General features: G+C 47.0%; 17 protein-coding genes and 1 pseudogene. 6 read left to right on the forward strand and 12 right to left on the reverse strand.

Annotated features, from left to right (window positions below; genetic code table 11):
* Positions 1-25: 25 nt before the first annotated feature.
* The 7 genes and pseudogenes from der to H1R82_RS02880 all read right to left on the reverse strand — a co-directional run.
* Positions 26-1339 carry a ribosome biogenesis GTPase Der gene (gene der, locus H1R82_RS02850; RefSeq protein WP_181732052.1) on the reverse strand — a complete coding sequence of 438 codons (1314 nt, stop codon included), beginning with the start codon at positions 1337-1339 and terminating at the stop codon, positions 26-28.
* A gap of 109 nt (positions 1340-1448) precedes the next feature.
* Positions 1449-2066 carry a hypothetical protein gene (locus H1R82_RS02855; protein WP_181732051.1) on the reverse strand — a complete coding sequence of 206 codons (618 nt, stop codon included), beginning with the start codon at positions 2064-2066 and terminating at the stop codon, positions 1449-1451.
* Between the two features lie 99 nt (positions 2067-2165).
* The gene (rpsA, locus tag H1R82_RS02860; RefSeq protein ID WP_181732050.1) at positions 2166-3323 is read right to left on the reverse strand and encodes a 30S ribosomal protein S1; all 1158 of its coding nucleotides are present in this window, start codon (positions 3321-3323) and stop codon (positions 2166-2168) included.
* 108 nt (positions 3324-3431) lie between these two features.
* Positions 3432-4022, reverse strand: a complete 591-nt coding sequence (locus H1R82_RS02865; protein WP_181732049.1) for a lysophospholipid acyltransferase family protein — start codon at positions 4020-4022, stop codon at positions 3432-3434.
* 3 nt (positions 4023-4025) lie between these two features.
* Positions 4026-4694, reverse strand: a complete 669-nt coding sequence (gene cmk, locus H1R82_RS02870) for a (d)CMP kinase (protein WP_181732048.1) — start codon at positions 4692-4694, stop codon at positions 4026-4028.
* A gap of 307 nt (positions 4695-5001) precedes the next feature.
* Positions 5002-6348 (reverse strand): germination protein YpeB, encoded by a 1347-nt coding sequence (gene ypeB, locus H1R82_RS02875; RefSeq protein WP_181732047.1) that lies wholly within the window; start codon positions 6346-6348, stop codon positions 5002-5004.
* A 15-nt stretch (positions 6349-6363) separates the two neighbouring features.
* Positions 6364-6726: pseudogene (locus tag H1R82_RS02880) on the reverse strand (cell wall hydrolase); the annotation flags it as partial.
* Positions 6727-7220: 494 nt separating this feature from the next.
* On the opposite strand from H1R82_RS02880, the gene H1R82_RS02885 reads away from it, so the two are divergent.
* The gene (locus H1R82_RS02885) at positions 7221-8204 is read left to right on the forward strand and encodes an asparaginase (protein WP_309544777.1); all 984 of its coding nucleotides are present in this window, start codon (positions 7221-7223) and stop codon (positions 8202-8204) included.
* 70 nt (positions 8205-8274) lie between these two features.
* On the opposite strand, the gene H1R82_RS02890 is transcribed toward H1R82_RS02885, so the two are convergent.
* A complete protein-coding gene (locus H1R82_RS02890) occupies positions 8275-9255 on the reverse strand; it encodes a YpdA family putative bacillithiol disulfide reductase (RefSeq protein WP_309544778.1) in 981 nt (326 codons plus the stop codon).
* Positions 9256-9317: 62 nt separating this feature from the next.
* Positions 9318-10598: a Glu/Leu/Phe/Val family dehydrogenase gene (locus H1R82_RS02895; RefSeq protein ID WP_181732045.1), complete on the reverse strand. Its 1281-nt coding sequence runs from the start codon at positions 10596-10598 to the stop codon at positions 9318-9320.
* Positions 10599-10732: 134 nt separating this feature from the next.
* Between H1R82_RS02895 and H1R82_RS02900 the strand changes: the two genes are divergently transcribed.
* Positions 10733-11413, forward strand: a complete 681-nt coding sequence (locus tag H1R82_RS02900; protein WP_181732044.1) for a PIG-L deacetylase family protein — start codon at positions 10733-10735, stop codon at positions 11411-11413.
* Positions 11414-11450: 37 nt separating this feature from the next.
* Here H1R82_RS02900 and H1R82_RS02905 read toward each other — a convergent pair whose 3' ends face one another.
* Positions 11451-12041: a genetic competence negative regulator gene (locus H1R82_RS02905; protein ID WP_181732043.1), complete on the reverse strand. Its 591-nt coding sequence runs from the start codon at positions 12039-12041 to the stop codon at positions 11451-11453.
* Between the two features lie 160 nt (positions 12042-12201).
* Positions 12202-12786 (reverse strand): CPBP family intramembrane glutamic endopeptidase, encoded by a 585-nt coding sequence (locus tag H1R82_RS02910; RefSeq protein WP_181732042.1) that lies wholly within the window; start codon positions 12784-12786, stop codon positions 12202-12204.
* A gap of 110 nt (positions 12787-12896) precedes the next feature.
* On the opposite strand from H1R82_RS02910, the gene H1R82_RS02915 reads away from it, so the two are divergent.
* Positions 12897-13106 (forward strand): ferredoxin, encoded by a 210-nt coding sequence (locus tag H1R82_RS02915; RefSeq protein ID WP_037997672.1) that lies wholly within the window; start codon positions 12897-12899, stop codon positions 13104-13106.
* Between the two features lie 38 nt (positions 13107-13144).
* Here H1R82_RS02915 and H1R82_RS02920 read toward each other — a convergent pair whose 3' ends face one another.
* Entirely contained in the window at positions 13145-13471 is a 327-nt protein-coding gene (locus H1R82_RS02920) for a rhodanese-like domain-containing protein (protein WP_181732041.1), read from the reverse strand.
* A gap of 114 nt (positions 13472-13585) precedes the next feature.
* Between H1R82_RS02920 and H1R82_RS02925 the strand changes: the two genes are divergently transcribed.
* From H1R82_RS02925 to H1R82_RS02935, 3 genes are all read left to right on the forward strand, one after another.
* Positions 13586-14080: an inorganic diphosphatase gene (locus H1R82_RS02925; RefSeq protein WP_037997666.1), complete on the forward strand. Its 495-nt coding sequence runs from the start codon at positions 13586-13588 to the stop codon at positions 14078-14080.
* 121 nt (positions 14081-14201) lie between these two features.
* The gene (locus H1R82_RS02930; RefSeq protein WP_181732040.1) at positions 14202-14600 is read left to right on the forward strand and encodes a GntR family transcriptional regulator; all 399 of its coding nucleotides are present in this window, start codon (positions 14202-14204) and stop codon (positions 14598-14600) included.
* The gene (locus H1R82_RS02935; RefSeq protein ID WP_181732039.1) at positions 14597-15700 is read left to right on the forward strand and encodes a DUF1648 domain-containing protein; all 1104 of its coding nucleotides are present in this window, start codon (positions 14597-14599) and stop codon (positions 15698-15700) included. The genes H1R82_RS02930 and H1R82_RS02935 overlap by 4 nt, the downstream gene beginning before the upstream one ends.
* The last annotated feature ends 22 nt before the right edge of the window (positions 15701-15722 follow it).

A 15722-nucleotide genomic window follows, 5' to 3' on the forward strand; every position in this document is an offset into this window, starting at 1 on the left:
TCCTCTCTCTCCCTGCTTGTGATTATCAACTTTTCTTCCTTAATTTTATTTTAAGAGGCGTGCCATGGAAAGGAAATGCCTGTCGCAATTGATTTTCCAAATATCGGAGATAACTGAAATGAGCGATCTCCGGGTCGTTGACAAAAAACACAATCGTCGGCGGTTTCACGGCAACCTGCGTAATGTAGTGAACCCGGAAGCGGCGTCCCCGGTCGGAAGGAGGCGGTGTCGTTGCCATCGCATCTTGAATCACTTGGTTTAAAACCGAGGTGGGGATGCGCATCGCATGCTGTTCCGCCACTTCACTCACGGTTGGCAAAATCTTTTGAATCCGTTTGCCTGTTTTGGCAGAAACAAACAGGATGGGGGCATAGTGCATAAACTGGAATGAATCACGAATTTTTTGCTCAAACTTATGCATCGTTTTTTCGTCTTTTTCAACCGCATCCCACTTGTTGACGATGAAAATGGCCGCTCTTCCCGCTTCATGTGCAAACCCGGCAATTTTTTTGTCCTGTTCTGCAATTCCCCGTTCGCCATCAATGACAATCAAGCAAACATCGGAACGCTCAATCGCCCGCATCGCCCGGATGACACTGTATTTCTCCACGGACTCATAAACTTTTCCGCGTTTGCGGATCCCCGCGGTATCAATCAGCACATACGACTGCCCGTCATACTCGAAAGGCGTGTCCACCGCATCACGGGTGGTTCCGGCTTCCGGGCTCACAATCACCCGCTCTTCTCCCAAAATGGCATTGACGAGGGATGATTTTCCCACATTGGGCCGGCCGATGAGCGCCACCCGGATGGTGTCCTCGTCATACTCTTCTTCCTCTTTTTCCGGAAAAAGGGAAACAACGGTATCCAGCATGTCCCCGGTTCCCGTGCCATGAATCGAAGAGACCGGGATCACATGTTCAAATCCCAACCGGTAAAACTCGTACACGCCTTCAATATGTTTGACATCATCGATTTTATTCACCATCAAAACCACCGGTTTTTTGGACCGGTGCAACCAACGGGAAACTTCTTCATCCGTTGCGGTGATTCCTTGGCGCCCATCCGTGACGAAGATAATCACATCAGCTTCTTCAATCGCCAGTTCGGCCTGATTTCGAATATGTTTAAGGATCCCGTCTTTTTCATCAAATTCAATTCCGCCTGTATCAATCAGATGAAACTCGCGACCATTCCATTCCGTGCGGGAGTAAATCCGGTCACGGGTGATTCCCGGCTGGTCTTCCACAATCGCAATCCGCTCTCCCGCCAAGCGGTTGAAGATGGTCGATTTGCCCACATTGGGCCTTCCAACGATCGCAACAACAGGTAAACTCATACAAAATCCTCGCTTTTCCATTTTCCAATCTTTATATATTAAGACATACCTAATCTTATCGATAAATATTTTTGAAGGCAAGCTCTTCTCATCCGGTTTTGATGTTCTTTCAAAGCTTTGACAGAGACAGGCGTTTTTTGGATATCCGTGAACGAAAATGATTTTCCAAAATATGCGCGAACAAAATGCCGGTCAAAGACAGCCATAACACATCCATAAAAACATTTGACCCCAAAACGACCGGGGCGAATCCATCCTGATGAAAATACTGAATCCAAATCTCCAAGGCCATCAAACTCATCCCTGCAAACCAGATCCGCTCCGGCAGGCGGGGAGAAATCAAAAGCGAAAGCAGAATCACGCCCGAAAGCAACAAGATTCGAAAAGGTGGATAAGTCCAATCAGCATGGGCATGGAGCCATTCATGCCCCAAAAGGAACAGGGTGCCTGCACAAAAGGAACTGCTGAGTAAAGTCATTAGGATGTCCGGAGAAAATTTGCCGCCGCAATAAATAAAGATGAGAAGAAAACCAATCCACGCGGGATGGATATACAAATGCTCATGAACCCTCCACGGTTGACATAAACTGAGCAAAGACAGGGTCCACAACACCCATTGGATGTTAGCCCGGGTCGATTCAAACGCTTCCATCCAATGGGACAACCATCCGGTGCCATATAAAATCAACAAGCTCCACGAGCAAAGGAAGGCCGCAATCCTGTTCACCTTCTTTCTAAATCTTTTTATATATTTTTTGTAGAAAAAACTTTTCTTAAGCATATAAAAACCAGCCAAAAGTTGGCTGGTTTCAAACATCCTGTGTTTTTATTTTAAGTTGCGCAATTCCGGATAAACATCCCCCAAGGTCACATTCAAACCGGAGGATTGTTGCAATTTGTTCTCTTCTTTTTCTTTTACTTCTTTTTTCGGCTCTTTCGGTTCCACTTCTTTCATGCTCAAGCTGATCCGTTTTTGATCCGGAAGGATATCGAGCACTTTGACTTCCACTTCTTGTCCTTCTTCCAAAACATCCGCCGGAGTTTCCACATGGCGGTGGGAGATTTGGGAAACATGAACCAATCCTTCCACTCCCGGGTATACTTCAACAAACGCACCAAACGAGACAAGGCGTTTCACTTTCCCTTTCACAATGTCCCCGGCGCTGATTTCTTTGGCCACTTTTTCCCAAGGGCTTTCCAGGGTTTCTTTAATGCTGAGGCTGATTCTTTCTTCTTCCTGGTTGACTTTCAGGACTTTCACCTGCACCTTGTCGCCTTCCTTCAGCACATCGGCCGGATGCTCCACGCGGTGCCAGGCGATTTCGGATACATGAACCAGACCGTCCACACCGCCAATATCCACAAATGCTCCGAAGTCGGTTAAACGTTGTACGGTTCCTTCCAGCACTTGTCCTTCTTCCAGCTGGCTCAAGCGTTCTTTTTTGCGGCGTTCTTGTTCTTCTTCCAATACGGCCTTATGGGACAAAATCAATTTGTTTTTCTCCGGATCCAATTCCACCACTTTTAAGGTCAGTTCACGACCCTTGTAATCGGAAAAATCTTCGACAAAGTGTTGTTCAACATGGGAAGCCGGAATAAAACCGCGCACGCCCACATCCACAACCAAGCCGCCTTTGACGATGTCATGAACCTTTGCCGTCAGCGTTTCGCCTGTTTCAAATTTTTGTTGCAACTCAGCCCACGCTTTTTCGGCATCGACTTCTTTTTTGGAAACAATCAATTTTCCTTCGTCTTCTTTAATACGAAGCACTTTGACCGTGACTTCGTCCCCTTCCGACAAGACATCAGAAACTTTATCCACATGCAAACTGGACAATTCGGAAATGGGTAAAATGGATTCGAATTTATAACCTGTATCAACCAATGCTTGATTGTCTTCCACTTTCACGACTTTGCCTGTTACAACATCGCCCACTTCTAAATTTTGAACTTCAGCCAACTCAGATTTCATCTCTTCTGCCATCACGAGCCCTCCTCATCATTGCCAGACGCAATCAAAACTGTTTTTTATAAAAGAAAGATCAGATTTGAAAAGGTGAGTTTCTGAGTTTCCTCACCTTTTCGATGATCTTCATTCCCTGTTTTCATTTTGCATCGAACGGATTTCTTCCATCACCCGTTCCGTCAATTGTTTCGCCGTTTTCATGTTTGCTTTTTCCTGTAAATACGGCGTGATGTCAATGGGGGGACCATAGGTAATCTTGACCGGACGAAACAACCGGTAAGGTCCGGTGATGTTTACCGGCACAATGGGTGCTTTTCCCTTCAGGGCGACCAATGCGGCACCCACATGAAAATCCAACAGCTCGCCTGATTTGGAGCGGGTCCCCTCCGGAAAAATCCCCACGACTTTCCCGTTTTTAAGGAGTTGAATGGCCGTTTTCAGCGATTTCAAATCCCCGGCTCCGCGTTTGACGGGAAAAGCCCCGAAACGGCGGATGACACTGTTTAAAACCGGAATGCGAAACAGCTCCTCCTTGGCCATAAAATAAACTTGACGCGTCGTGGTGATCCCCACCAAAGGCGGATCCAAATTACTTATATGATTGGAACATAAGACCACAGGCCCCTCTTTGGGAATATGCCCTTCCCCTTCGGACTTGAAGGGATAGAGCAAAGCCATCAAAAATCGAACAATGGCACGTGAAACACGGTATAACATATCTTACTCCTCATCGTTTATTTTGTTACGACAAAGTTGAAGGATCTTTTCGACAACTTCCGGAACCGGGCAACCCGTCGTATCCACCAACACCGCATCCTCTGCCTTTTTTAACGGGGCGATTTCCCTCGTGCGGTCGTTTTCATCCCGTTTTGCCAGTTCCGCTTTCAATTGTTCGAAATCCACATCGATCCCTTTGGCTTTCATTTCCCGGTATCGACGCATGGCCCTTTCTTCAATGGACGCTGTCAAAAACACTTTTACATCGGCATGCGGCAACACATGCGATCCGATATCCCGCCCGTCCATCACAACGCTCCGGCCTTCGGCGATCCGTTGCTGGATGTTCACCAGGATGCGGCGAACCCCGGGCATTTTTGCAATGTTTGACGCAAGTTGCGACACTTCGGAAGTGCGAAGTTCATCTTTTAAGAGCCGTCCGTCGACACGGATTCCATCCGGATGCAGATCGATTTGAACCGATTCCGCAAGCTGAGTGATTGCTTCCTCATTTTCCGGATCAATCTTGTTCTGAAGCGCTTTCCATGCAATTGCCCGATACATGGCTCCTGTATCCACATAGGTTATTCCAAGGCGCTTTGCCACTCGGCGCGCCACTGTGCTTTTTCCGGCACCTGCCGGACCGTCAATTGCCACTGAAATCCTACTCATTGATTCTGTAAATCCTCCCTGAAAATCGGGATGAAAATGATAAGAGCAGGCGTAGCCTGCTCGATTGGAAATACTTTATTCGATTCAAGTAAATTCCTCTCGACAAACTAAAACGCAACTGCTACCTGATCATATCAACTATGTATTTCCTTTTTAAGTAAAAACATGAAATTCGAGCGAATGACATCGCGCATCACAATAAAGGAAACCTGTTTAAAGAATAACATAATTTAGTCATAGTTGCAATGAAAACAATTAAATGAGCCGATCTTATTATATCGGCCCATTTAAAAGTTTAAACAAAAAATTAAATCTGATCGGCATCGGCTTTTTCAATCCGCTCCACGTACTCTTCCTCGCCGGTTTTGGCATTTAAGAAGACGCGGTACTGATTGTCTTTGATAGTGCCCAAAAACTCATGACACAACACCGGTTGCCCGTTTTGGTTATAAATCACCGCAAGCCCGTTCTTCTGCACTTTCAAATGCGGACTCAGTTTTTTCCGGGCCTCTTCCACCGTCAATTCCGGTTTGGTATCGGCCACTTTGAATTGATTAAACACATATTCATCAGCCTGCAGCCCCATGATTTCCCCGTTGTCCAATGCCACTTTGACGGCGAGGGTTTGCGGATATATCATCACTCCGTTCAGCCGGCGGACAAACGTATAAGACAAAATGTTGGCCGTTTCATCATAGGAAACCGGTTCCATGTCCGGATAACCGATCCGTTCCAAAAACTGTTCCGCTTTTCTCAGAGCTTGCTCAGAAGAAATTTGTTTCTTTTTCACCGGCCGGTCAAACACCATCCATACCAGATGGCCTCCTTTGGTGGTCATTTCCGTGTAAACCTCGGTGTCGCCGGCTCCCTTGTAACGGACACTGTATGTCTCAAAATCCCCGTTTTTGTTTTTCGCCACTTGCATGCCTTTGGTTGTTTTTTTGCCAAAGGCTTTTGCCACAATTCTCCTTGCCTCTTGCGGCGAGATCTTTTTACCGGAAATCTGATTGGCCCGTTCTCTCTCCCGGATTTCCATATTATTCACAGCGGGGCCCCAATCCACTTCCGGGAACTCTTTCACTTTCTGGTTCACCAACTTAAAGCCGTCAATGATGGTGCTGTCCATTTTCTTGTCTTCGGTGGCGATGGCCAGTTCCACATCCATCCAGCGCAAGTTGTTGTCCAAAACTTTATGTTGCACATTTTGCAGCTCATGAGTGATATTTTGTGATTGATTATAAAGTTCTTGCAGTGTGTTCCATTCTTTTTCACTCAAAGGTTCCTTGTTAAAATCGCGAATCCCGACATGATAGGCAAAGCGGCCCACTTTTGCCAAATATTTTTCGGCCTGGTCAAAAGGAACCAACGTCAGCGGCAATTGTCCGATATCACTTTGTGCCGCATAAGCCAGTCTCCACACATTGGTCATCGAAGTTGCCAACTGCTTGGGTGATTTCATTGCCAGCGACTTTCCCAATTCCCCGTGCAGACGGTCCAAATTCTCGTTCAAATCATGGAAAGCCCGTTGATAGGAGTTTTCCGCTTTAATCAAAACGGCATTTTTGTCTTGATATTCCTGATATCCCCATGCTGCAGTCCCCACCAGGGCCACCAACGTGATCGGAAACAAAATGGCCGCCACTCTTTTGTACATGAGATCACATCTCCTTTAACCACAGAAAATATGTTTTCCGATTTTCTTTTTTTGCGGACGGGACCAGATCCATTTGGAGGTGGCGGTTTCCGGGTTGAAATAATACACCGCCCCTTCCGCCGGATCCCATCCGTTTATGGCATCCATCACCGCTTTGCGGGCTGTTTCATCCGGTTCCATCCAAATCTGTCCATCCGCCACGGCGGTAAAAGCCCCCGGTTGAAAAATGATTCCGGAGACGGTATCGGGAAAACTTTCACTTTCCAAGCGGTTTAAAATGACCGCGGCGATGGCAACCTGTCCGATATAAGGCTCGCCACGCGCTTCACCGTAAACCGCCTGGCTCATCAGCCGGATTTCATTTTCACTGAATCCTCCGCTTGCTTTTCCGGCGTTTACCGCATGAACCTGCCCCCGGTCTGCAGAAACCGTACAGACCATCATCAAGATCAAACAAAACCAAACACCGATGGATACAAACCTTTTCACCGTTTCTTCCTCCGCTTTTCATTTCTTTCCGTAGTTTGAGCGGCCGGCCGGTGATTTATGCAATAAGAAAAGAGAGCCATCCGCGCTCTCTTTTTTCAACCGGTTCTTTATTTGTCATCCAATGAAGTATAATCAATTTCAAAATCCGAATCATTATCGCACAAACATTTCTTAAATCCTGTCTGCACTTGCCCCTTTTTCATCCTGCCTTTTAAAATAAACCGTTCGCCACATTGATTGCATTGAATTCTGACCATGTATCTTTCGTTTTCCTTCATTCTTTCACCATCCAAACCACTTGATAATCCTATTATTGACAGGGAATACTGGATTCCATACGATAGATTTGGTGCAAGCCGCAAACACGGACGGATGGAAAGGATGTGAACCGCTTGGATCAAAAAGTGGTTGTGATCACAACCGGAGGAACCATCGCCATGTCTCAATCCGACGAGACGGAAGGCGTCAAACCGGAAGATCCGGCAGCATTACAGGACACGCTGCCGTTATTGAACAAATATGCAAAAGTGGAAATGGACCATTTCCTGAATCTGCCCAGCCCTCATATCACACCGGCCATCATGGCGCAAATCGCCGGGCGGGCCAAACACTTCCTGGAACAAAATGACGTGGCGGGAGTCGTCATCACCCACGGAACAGATACCCTGGAAGAAACCGCATACTTCTTGAGTTTGGTCCTTCCTCAGGATAAGCCGGTTGTCATCACGGGTGCGATGCGAAGCCAAAACGAACTGGGCGCCGACGGCCCGTACAATTTGGTCAACGCCGTTCGCGTCGCCTCAGACAAAAAAGCCAAAGGCATGGGGACCCTTGTGGTGTTTAATGACGAAATCCATTCCCCCAAAACAGTGACCAAAACGCACACCAGCAATGTTGCAACATTTCAATCCCCGGGATTGGGCCCCCTTGGCATGATCACCAAAAAAGAAATTTTATTCCAACGGCAAGCAGTCAGTGAAAAACAACTGCCGTTAAATCCCCCTTCTCATCAAGTCGCCCTCATCAAGGCGGTTTCCGGAATGGACAGCTCCATGATCGAGTGGGCGATTGAGCAAAATATGGACGGGCTGGTCATTGAAGCATTGGGACAAGGCAACCTTCCTCCCATGATGTTGCCCGGAATCCGTAAAGCACTTTCCCGCAACATGCCGGTCGTGCTGGTTTCCCGGTGTTTTAACGGAGTGGTGCTCGACACTTATGAATATGAAGGGGGCGGAAAACAATTAAAAGAGATGGGGCTTTTGTTCTGCAACGGGATCAACGGGCCCAAAGCACGGATCAAACTGATGCTGGCCCTTCAACAGACAACCGATCCCAAAAAACTGGAGTCTTACTTTCAAATGTAAAAGAGACCGTATCGTGGTTTCAAAAGGAAAGCGGAGGGGCCTCCCTCTTGAAACCACCACACATTCCTCATCACGCTTTGAATTTCTTCTTCAGATCCCCGGCAATAAACCGTCCATGGTGTCTTCCGTTTTCAATAAAGATTTTGGTGGAATCATGACCGGTTGTGACCACCCCGGCCAGATAAAATCCGGGCACCGTTGATTCCATCGCTTCAGATAAAACGGGAACCCCGGTTTTCGGATCCACTTCCCCGCCCAATCTTTTCAACAAAGTGAGATCAGGCCGGTATCCGGTCATCGCAAACACCACATCGGCCGGAATGGCCATTTTCTCCCCGTTTTTTCGAATCACCACGGAATTCGGCAAAATTTCTTCCACTTCCGATTCCCAGAACATCTCAATGCGTTTCTTTTCAATCGCATTTTCAATCACCGGACGCACCCAGGCTTTCACGCTGTCGTGAAAAGCTTTTTGGCGGTAAACCATGGTCACCTTGGCTCCGGTATGGTAGAGCTCCAAGGCCACATCAATCGCTGAATTGCGGCCTCCGATGACAACCGCTTTTTGATCGGCATAGGGATGGGCATCATGAAAATAATGATGAACATGCGGCAATTCTTCACCCGGGATTCCCATCTGCCGGGGATTGTCATAATAGCCTGTGGCCAACACCACCGCTTTCGCCTCGTAACGATGTTGTTCTCCTCTTTTTCGGGTTCGGACCACAAATGCATCCCCGTTCTTTTCAATGTCCAAAACTTCTTCATAAGTATGGATATTCAACTCAAAATGTCTGGCCACGGTCCGGTAATAAGCCAACGCCTCCGCGCGGGTCGGTTTTTCATTTATGGTGGTAAAAGGAATTCCCCCGATTTCCAGATTGTCAGCGGAACTGAAAAAAGTCATGGATAACGGATAATGATAAATGGAATTCACCAGACACCCTTTTTCGATGATGAGCGGATCAAATCCTTCCTTCTTCAGTTCAATGGCGGCAGAAATTCCGCAGGGTCCGGCTCCGACAATAATTACATCAGCCAAGTGAATCACCTCCAAAATACATGCAAAAGAAGAACACCCCGCAAAGGGTGTTCTCCAAGTCTTTTATTATACTATACCCAGCCACGAAAACGCGATGCTTCCGCCATATTTCTCACACCGACCATATAAGCCGCCAAACGCATATCCACATTTCGTGTTTGCGCCGTACGATATACATTTTCAAACGCTTTCACCATGATTTTTTCCAATTTTTCCTCGACTTCTTCTTCCGTCCAATAATAGCCTTGGTTGTTTTGCACCCACTCAAAATAAGAAACCGTCACACCGCCGGCACTGGCAAGCACATCCGGCACCAGCAAAACACCACGGTCATTCAGGATTTTGGTCGCTTCCAAAGTCGTGGGACCGTTGGCGGCTTCCACCACGATATCCGCCTTGATCCGGTGTGCATTTTGGGCGGTGATTTGATTTCCGACCGCGGCGGGCACCAGGATGTCACAATCCAATTCCAACAATTCCTGGTTTGTGATCGTGTCTTTGAACAGGTTGGTCACGGTGCCGAATGAATCACGGCGATCCAGGAGATAATCGATATCCAGGCCGTCCGGATCGTAAAGGGCTCCGTAAGCATCGGAAATCCCGATCACCCTGGCACCGGAGTCATGCATGAATTTGGCCAAATAACTGCCTGCATTCCCGAATCCCTGAATCACAACCCGTGCATTTTTCAAATCAATGTTCCGCTTTTTCGCCGCTTCGCGGATCATCAAAGTCACGCCTTTGGCCGTCGCTGTTTCCCGTCCACGTGAACCGCCGAGCACCAACGGCTTTCCGGTGATAAACCCGGGGGAATCAAATTCACGAATCCGGCTGTATTCGTCCATCATCCATGCCATGATTTGCGAGTTGGTGTAAACATCCGGAGCCGGAATGTCTTTGGTGGGACCCACAATCTGACTGATCGCCCTCACATAACCGCGGGACAAACGTTCCAATTCCCGAAACGACATATTGCGCGGATCACAAACCACGCCGCCTTTTCCGCCGCCATAAGGAAGATCGACAATCCCTGCTTTCAAACTCATCCAAATTGACAACGCTTTCACTTCGGTTTCAGTGACATTCGGATGGAAACGGACGCCACCTTTGGTCGGTCCGACCGAGTCATTATGTTGTGCCCGGTATGCTGTGAAAACCTTGACGGATCCGTCGTCCATTCTCACGGGAATCCTTACCGTCAAAACCCTTAACGGCTCTTTTAACAATTCATATACCGCTTCTGAATAACCTAATTTTTCTAAAGCTTCTTTGATCACGGTTTGCGTGGAAGCAAGAACATCCATGTTTTCTTTATCTTCTTGATGACTTTCTGCAACTGATTGTTGTGCCATCCTGACCACCTCAGAAAAAATACTACTTTTCATTCCCTTTAAACATATCTAAGTATACAATATTCCTCAGAAGAACTAAACTCAAAAAAAGTGCGCTCCAAACCAATACGTTAAACGAAGAAAGGAAAATCATCATGTGTCAAAAAATATTGTACGTCTTTGCCCATCCTGATGATGAAACCTTCAGCTGCGGGGGAACCATTTGTCACTTTCATCAATCGGGACACGAACAGATCCTTTTTTGCGCCACCCGCGGCGAAGCCGGCAAAACCGGCAACCCTCCCCTGTGCACACAAGAAGAACTGGGTGACGTCCGGACACAGGAACTGAAAAATGCTCTGTCCATTTTGGGAATGGACCGGCTCATCCTTAAAAATTACGGTGACGGACGTTTAGCCGATAAGCCTTTTTCGACCATCGTCAGTGAACTGTGTTCCGTGATGAATGAAATTCGCCCCGATCGGATTATCACCTTCCCACCGTCCGGAATTTCCGGACATCCGGATCATAAAGTCATTCAAAAAGCAACACTCACAGCTGTGCAAAATATTTCTTTCCCAACCAAACTTTACTATATTGTCATACCAGAATCAATCGCCCGATTTTATTCCGCTCCCGTTTCCTTCGTGCCGGACGAACATGTAACTGAAAAAGTGGATGTAAGCCCTTACCATCAACAAATCGCCAAAGCGCTGGCCGCGCATAAAACCCAGCATCTGTCCGTGGAACGTGTCTTTCCGGGGGTCCTTGCGGGCAAAACCGGCCAGCTTCGAAAATTTGAGCATTTTCAATTGGTTGTGGATAAAACGTCATGAAAAGCGCACCCGCCTGAAAACGGGTGCGCAATCTATGTCATCCAAAGTAATGGGATATTTGTTGAACCGCATGATCTTCACAAACCACTTTTCCGTATTCTTGCAAATAAGGAATGGTACACGTGGACATTTCACCGAATTCGGACAAGATGGCCACCAGGGTTTCCAAATCATCTGATTGCATCTCTTGCCCGAAAAGGAGATAGTAACGATTCTGAAAAGCGTAAACCTGTCCTCCTTGGGTGAGATGTTTCACGCGATGGGCGGCCTGCACCAAATTTTCGAAGTCATGGAAACAGAAAACCAGGTCTTTTGTTTCCTCCATCGTCACTTCCAGTTCATAGATTTCCGGATCATGGCTGATTTCCTCCTCCGTATCGCCCGGAGCCTGACCACGGGTGACGACAACCACCATCCCCTGTGCAGGCAATGCAAACACTTCCACAGCCACGGGTCCGGTCACTTCAAATCCCAACTCCTGATAGGCATGTTCCATCATGTCATTAAATAACTCATGCACTTTGGGGATATCCCGCCAAATATCCTCTTTTTCAATACCGCGATCAGCCAGATCATCCAAAGTGAGGAAAAAGCGGATTTTATCTCCCCCAAGCCGTTCGACACGCATGGCCTACCCTCCCTCGCCGGAGACCTTCCCCTATACCTTATGTGAAAAAAAAGAACATGTGACGGGGTCAAGTCTCCTTTTTCTATATTCATCATACACAATCAACAACTCTCTTGCCTAGATCAGCATATAAAATAATTAAAACATCTTGAAGTGGCTGTCAAGTTTTGAGCTTCCTCCCGCTTTTTGCCTTGTGACGGATGAACAATCCGGAAACAAAATCGACCAGTCCGTGCGCAATCACGGCGGGAGTAATGTTGCCGAACCATTCCGTCAACCAACCGAGCCCTGCACTGATGGCAAAAACAACGGCCATCAACAACCATTTTTTTAAATACCGTGTATGCAGGAGCACAAACACGACACTGGTCATCCAGATCCCCAGCCATTCCTGAAGAACGCCCCGGAAAAACATCTCTTCCGAGACCGCCGCGATCAACGCAATCACAAGAACATGCACGCGGGAGCGATTCTCAAACAGCAGTTGATTCAATCCCCCGTCGTCCATCCAGCTTTCGGGAACGCAGGCCATGAGCACGGCATCGACGGCCAGAATTAATCCTCCCGCACCGATTCCCCACACCCACATATGTATATCATGAAAGGAGAATAAATGCTCCGGTGATTTCCCTTGCCACCATAAAGCGACGGCACTGATTGCAAATAACAAAAACTGGGTAATATAAAAGGCGGACAGCACTTGCTTCGCCGTGGATGATGAATCGTTGGAACCGTGTTCCTTCATGGTCATCCCTCTCAATCCGCTTCTTGCAATTCCAACCAATTCGTTCTAAAATGAGGGTTGGTAGTGGACTTAGCTCATTGGTATTTATTCACGGGAGGAGATTTGTACTTATGCGCACTTGGGTAGATAAAGATACTTGCATTGCTTGTGGTGCTTGCGGAGCAACGGCTCCCGACGTGTATGACTATGACGAAGACGGCATTGCATATGTGATTCTTGACGACAACACCGGAACCGCAGATGTTCCTGAAGAACTTTGGGAAGATGTCCGAGACGCTCAAGAAGGATGCCCCACGGATTCCATTAAAGTCGAGGAATAATGCGCACAAGCTACCCGGTTTTTTTCCGGGTAGCTTTTTCATTTTTCAAATTCCTCCAAATACAGCCGAACGCGTTGAATGCCCCCTTCGACATTCACCACATCGGAAAACCCTTGTTGAAGCAGATATTGCGCGGCATAGAAGCTGCGGACGCCATGGGCGCATATCACATAAATTTTTTGCTGCTTATTGAGTGCATGAATTTGCCGGTGCAACGATCCCAATGGCATTAACTTCGAGCCTTCCAAATGGTAATCATGCCATTCTTCGGGTTCGCGCACATCAACGATCACCATTTCACCCTTCTCTGGCTTTTGGCTTTGAATTTTTTTCGCAAACTCTTTTGCGGAAATTTCATTTATCATATTTTCTCCCCTTTTTTATGATTGTAGCATACCCGGAGCACCTTCTTTATTGCGAATCTGTAAAAAAACGTCTACAATGATGGTTAGGTTATACATACCAAAGGAGGAACAAAGATGTCCAATCCACTCGTAGTTGATGCATTCATTGAAATTCCGACCGGAAGCCAAAACAAATACGAATATGATAAAGAACTTGGCGTATTCCGACTGGACCGGGTTCTTTACTCTCCCATGCATTATCCGACCGAATACGGTTATCTTGAAAACACCCTGGCGGAAGACGGGGATCCGTTGGATATTTTGGTCCTGACTTCGTTCCCGACCTTCCCGGGTTGCGTGATTTCCAGCCGGGTGATCGGCGTGTTGCTGATGTCGGATGACAAAGGCCCGGATGAAAAATTATTGGCGGTTCCGGTTGATGATCCCCGCTTTGACAAAGTCAACTCCCTGGAAGACGTGGCTCCCCATGTGTTGAAAGAGATCGAACACTTCTTCCAGGTGTACAAAGACCTCGAAAATAAAGAAACCAAGATCGAAGGCTGGAAAGATGCTGACTTTGCGGCTCAACTTTATGAAGAATGTCAAAAGCGGTATCAAGAAAATAAATAATGTCTCCTTGAACAAGCACCTGATCCTTTCAGGTGCTTTTTTTGTGCCTTCTGTTGCCTGTTTTTATTTGTTTGTTATATTATATATATAACATATAGAATGAAAGGAAGGTGGTGGAAGGATGCAAATTTTTTTGGACTTCGAATCCGATGAACCGATTTATTTGCAGTTAAAGCATCAAATCATCGCCGGGATCGCCAAAAAAGAATTAAAACCGGGCGACCGCCTTCCTTCGGTAAGAGCCATGGCCGCTGACATCGGAATCAACCTGCACACGGTCAATAAAGCTTACCAACAGTTAAAACAGGAAGGCTTCATTTTGATTCACAGACAAAAGGGCGTGGTCGTTCATCCGGAAGGGGTTCCGGAAGCGGATGAAGCATACCGGATAAAACTGGAACAATCCCTTTCTCCCCTGATCGCCGAATCCGTTTGCCGCGGAATCGGGGAAAAGGAATTTCAACAGCTTTGCAGCCGCTTGTTTGAAAAATTCACCGACAGGGAAGGTGACAACCCGTGAGTACAAGTGTGTTACTGATGTGCCTCATCATGATTCCCGTATTGATTTCCCTTTGTTTCATTCCCTATTGGACCCGTCGGACGGAAAGTTTTGGCGTCTCCATCCCGGAAAAAGTTTATCATCTTCCGGAACTTAAAAAGATGCGCAAGCAATATGCCTGGATCATGGCCGGTATCGGATTGGCCGTCCTTGCCATGTTTGTTCCGGGATCCATGATATGTGACGACGAGGAATCGCTTGGTCTTTGGTTTGTTTTTCTTCTTGTTGCTTATTTGGCTGTCAACTTTTTGGCTTACTTAATCTTTCACCGAAAAATGAAAGCATTGAAAAAACAAGCGGATTGGGGAAAAGAGAAAAAGCAGATGGTGGTTGTGGATACCGGCTTTCGCCAGCAAAAACTGACTTACTCCCATTTATGGTTTTTGATTCCCTTTTCGCTTGCGCTTGCCACTTTGATCTATTTCATCCATGTTTATGAACAGATCCCGGAAAAGATCCCCATGCAATATGACTTGAACGGAAAGGTAACCCGCTATGCGGAAAAATCTTACCGGACGGTTCTCTTTCCACCGGTGATGCAGGTCTATTTAACCCTTCTGTTTTTATGGATCAACATCATCATCGGCAAAGCCAAACAACAAATCGGCGCGGAAAATCCGGAAAAATCCATCCGGCAAAATGTCATTTTCCGGCGCAGATGGTCCCTTTTCACCATCCTTTCCGGAACCGTTTTGGTTTCGATGTTGTCTCTGTCATCCTTTTCATGGATCCACCCGGTTTCCGCGGGACTGGTGACTGCCGTTTCACTCGTCATTACCATCGGAATTTTGATCGCCGCACTTATCCTATCCTTTACAACGGGACAAGGCGGCAGCCGGGTCAAAACGGTTTCCGGCAAAAACGGGGATATGATCAACCGGGATGAGGACCAATACTGGAAGCTTGGACAGTTTTACTTTAATAAAAATGATCCGGCGATTTTTGTGGAAAAACGTTTCGGGATCGGCTGGACCAATAATTGGGCTCACCCGCTTTCCTGGATTTTCATCCTTCTTGTCGTCGGTCTTGCGTTTACCATTCCTTATTTTCTGGGAAATTGACAAAAGGTCAGGGAACCCGTGT

The sequence above is a fragment of the Thermoactinomyces intermedius genome (assembly GCF_013912365.1).
Lineage (GTDB): Bacteria > Bacillota > Bacilli > Thermoactinomycetales > Thermoactinomycetaceae > Thermoactinomyces > Thermoactinomyces intermedius.